Below are 2,835 nucleotides of genomic sequence, written 5' to 3'. Positions count from 1 at the left end.
AAATTGGACTTTCCGGCTCCCTGGTCACCAAACAGGAATAAAAATGGGAAGAAGCCTGTTATATCAAGAATAATGTCTCGGTATAACGCCAGTATGACAAACGAAATGCCCACAGCCCCGTTTATGCCATAAGCCTTATAAATAAGCTCAGCCCATGAATCAAAGTTTAAATTGCCGGCTTTGTAAGCAAACCTACGCTCAGCAGAATAGCTTTTATCATTCAGGTTGGTATAGGCAAATGGAGGCAAATAAAGTGATGTGACATCCGTATTGACAATACCTAACTTATCAGGATATGTAGTGACATTATCTTTGTCAATCACAGCATCGGCAAAGCAATAAACCTGGTGTTCGCTTCGATAGCCTAACTGATTTATCGCAATGGCATTCTTTTCACGGTCATACAGATAGGTTAAGATATTATCAAGTTGCTGAGTGTTGCCAAAGAAAGTCAAACCACGGCTTGATATGCTTCGGATTACCTTTTTAAACCTGTCCAGATTCAATTCTGAACTCATTATTTCATTAACAGTAACTTCTCCTGTATTACGCTGAAATTTGACCAGACGCCTACTTTCCTTAGTGCCATCCATCAAGTGATAAACCGATTCCATTAGAAAGTTAGATAGCTTTTTAACGATAGGCTTCCCTTTAATGGTTTCCTTCATGTAATAACAGCCATTTTCCACAAAGAAATAATATTCTTCATTATCCGCTTGCTTGTCTTCACTGTTTAAAGGAATTGGTTTGGTAACAACATCCTCCCATAGCAATTGGTAATTATCCATATTTTGAAGATGGCTGATTAATGACTTTTCCTGTAACAAATCATTGGCATCCTTTTTCTCCGGCAATACCAATCTTCGTAACGATTGAATGTCAAACCGACTAGAAAGAATAAAGTCTTTGTAATAATTTGCACATTTGTTTCCGGCATCATCGTTATCCATTGCCAAAACCACTTTCTTTCCCTGAAGATATGGTAGCAAAACTTTAGGCTCTTTTATTTTGTTTTCAGTTGAAAACAAGGCAATAGAAGAACATCCAACCATAGATAAGGCATTGATAACACCCTCTTGCAAGAAAACCACATCAGAGTCAGGAAAGAACATTTTATCGTAAATGCTCTCGTTTAATGTTCCGTTATTTTTGGCTTTAGGCTTACCTTTTTCAGGATTAATCATCCTGCGATTGATAAGCTTATCATTCGTATCAGTAAATACAATGGCATTGGATAAAGAATCATACCAATAACTTCCTTGTGGTAAGGATTCTGCATCAATTCCTCTGGATTGAAGATATTCGCTTGCCTTTGTTAATGGGTTGTTTCTTATGGCAAAGAGCATTTTGTCAAACGCAGATGTGTTAGTTTTGGTTGACGGTTTAAAAACGTCTCGAATGCCCAGGTAATCTTCCTGTAAATATGTAATGGCTTTATGCTCGTTCCATCCATTATTGAATAACATGACAAAATCAATTGCAGAACCAGCGGAACCACACGAAAAACATTTGAAATAGTTTTTGCGGGTGTTCACACTGAAAGCCGGAGAATGGTTTATCCCTTGACCACTTCCACAAAAGGGGCATTTCTCAAGTTGATTGGCTTTATTGAAATTTATGCCCGTTTCCTTTTCAATAAGGGCTTTGATGTCAATTTGTTTTACTTTTTCGATTGTCTGCATTTGTTTTCCATTGTGCCGTAAACAGGCTATTCAAACCCTATTGTTCTTCCTCAGAGGTATTCTGTATCTCGTTTTCCATATTCATCCTTTGCTTTTCTTCTTCCAGATGATGAACCATACTTTCAGTGAGTTCCTGGCTATCCATGCAATTGCCAATAATGGTAATCATGTAATATGCAAAATTGATATCTCCCTGTTTTAATGCATTGGCTGTATCGTCAATGGCTTTAAAAACCTGCTTTTGTTGTTCCGTTTGTGGAGAATGAAGTTCCTCTACTTGCACATTGACTTCCGGAGTATGACTTTGACCATTTGATGCTTCTTCCTCAATAAAGCCCAAGGCATTTTGTAATTCGTCTTTAGTCAAGCCTAATAACTCAGCTGCTTTAGGGCTTCCTGCAAGCAATTTACTTCCTATGCCTGACAACACACCTGTAGCCACACGCTTTATAATTTCTGTATTAGAATACCCTGCCAATCGGGTTTCAAGGTCTGATATCTCCGAAACATATTCGCTATTGGCTTTTTCCAATTTCGCATTATGGTCTTTTAATGCATCCCTCTCAACAGCGAGCTCTTTAACTTGCTTTTGTAGTGTTTCGATAAGCGTTTCTTGTTTGTAATCATTCAGTTTCTTTTCAAACTGCATCAGGGTATTTTCGTGACGGGCGTTGTTTACTGCTCCTAATAATCCTGCCAATCCATTAAAAGTATTGCTCGTATTCTCTTTGTCTGTTTCTATGCCTGTTAAAGCCCCAAACAATTGGCTTATTCCATCAAGGTTCCCCATAAAGCTGTTATTGCTTGCCATTTTATGTTTTTGCAATGCACTTTCAATGGCTTGTTCTATTTGAGATTGGTTAGAAGAATTATTCGTCTTGTTTTCGCTAAGTGTAATAGGGTATTCTTCTACCTTTCCGGCTTTTGGACTCATACCCCTGTAAATACATACTTTGATATTTTTGCCTTCCTGTCGGGCTATATCCTTTGCCGATTCAATGTTTTCAGTAAAAGCTTCGATATTGTTTGTTCGAGGTACAATCAGTATATGTCCAGAGTTGCTTTCAACCCTGATTTCGTACGCATAATTCTTATTTTCTTGCAGGTTTTTATATATCGCATCCTGCATATTGCTTTGTTTTTCCTTCATTGT

Annotated in this window: 2 protein-coding genes; both read right to left on the bottom strand. The window is 37.8% G+C overall.

Annotated features, from left to right (window positions below):
- Positions 1 to 1,682 (bottom strand): CHC2 zinc finger domain-containing protein (locus KEM10_RS23525; protein ID WP_212220752.1); only part of this gene is annotated, 1,682 nt, incomplete at its 3' end.
- 37 nt (positions 1,683 to 1,719) lie between these two features.
- The coding region (locus KEM10_RS23520) for a hypothetical protein (RefSeq protein ID WP_212220749.1) at positions 1,720 to 2,835 on the bottom strand (1,116 nt) is incomplete at its 5' end.

This window comes from Carboxylicivirga linearis, assembly GCF_018271995.1.
GTDB classification, from domain to species: domain Bacteria; phylum Bacteroidota; class Bacteroidia; order Bacteroidales; family Marinilabiliaceae; genus Carboxylicivirga; species Carboxylicivirga linearis.
Note: the sequence above shows the minus strand (reverse complement) of the source record. Positions and strands in the feature narration are given on the sequence as shown.